Here is a 1,051-nt window from a genome sequence, read left to right on the forward strand (position 1 = left end):
AGTCGAGGACCTGGGTCAGGTCACCGGTCTCGGAGTAGGCGTACCGCTTGATCAGCTGGTCCGTGCCGTCAGGATCCGCGCCGGCCAGGGACAGAGCCGTGACCCGCTCGTCCTCCACGGTGAGGGTGAGGCGGTAGCCGCCGGACGAAGTGACCGCGAGCGGGGTGCCTTCGGCGTCGTTCTCGAAGGTGATCCAGTTGCCGTTGCGGTCGTCGATCTGTTCCAGGACGGCCAGATCGGGCGTCCGGTCGGCGAAGTGCCAGGTGCGGCCCGTGTGCGGATCGGCGACCGTGTAGCCCCCGTCGACGCGGTCCAGCGGCCAGCGCTGAGGGCCATGCGTGGGCAGGGTCGGAACGCCGGGCGCCGGGTGCGGGTAGGTGAGGAGGAGTCCGTCCTCGGTGACGAAGATGACGCCCTCGACGTCGATCTCCAGACGCTGGTCGACCGTCGAGAGCCAGGAAGGGCCGAACCAGCGGCCCAGGCGTGACCCCGACTCCAGACGACGGCCGAAGACCAGGGGCAGCGTGCCGGGCAGCGTCACATCCGTCTGCGGCAGATACATCGTGCCGCTGACGAGGTCGATGGGGTCGCTGGGGTCGTGCTCGTACTTCTTCGGCGGTTCCTCGGTGTGGGCGTGCGGCTCCTTCGTCGCCGTCCTGCGCGCGACGTTCTCGCCCTCGCGGATCGCCGCCCGCTCGGTGCTCCGCACCCCCAGCCGGATCCCGCTGCGGGCGAGTCCGGCGCCTTTTGTGCCGATGAGTTCGGGGATGAGGCGGCCGACGAATTCGGAGGGGTCCTTCTTGAAGCCGTCGACGGCGGCGGTGACGATGCGTTCGGGGTGGGCGGCGGTGGAGACGAGGCCGGAGAGCGTCATGGAGACGTTCTGCATGTAGGCGGCGGGGTGGGTGAGGTTGTAGGGGTCGGTGGGGTTGAGGCCGCGGGCGAAGTTGACCAGGCCCGCGGTGCCCTTCAGCACACCGCCGACGACGTGGGTGAGTTCGGTGTTGTAGGCCTTGTAGCCGTCGACGAGGGTGTTGCCGAGGCGGTCGAG

At 69.5% G+C, this 1,051-nt stretch carries 1 protein-coding gene; it reads right to left on the reverse strand.

The window, feature by feature from the left end; translation table 11 throughout:
* Positions 1-1,051, reverse strand: a 1,051-nt coding sequence (locus tag GTW43_RS26230) for a DUF6531 domain-containing protein (RefSeq protein WP_237536820.1), incomplete at both ends; no start/stop codon positions are given.

The organism is Streptomyces sp. SID5785, from assembly GCF_009870065.1.
In the GTDB taxonomy this organism is placed as follows: domain Bacteria; phylum Actinomycetota; class Actinomycetes; order Streptomycetales; family Streptomycetaceae; genus Streptomyces.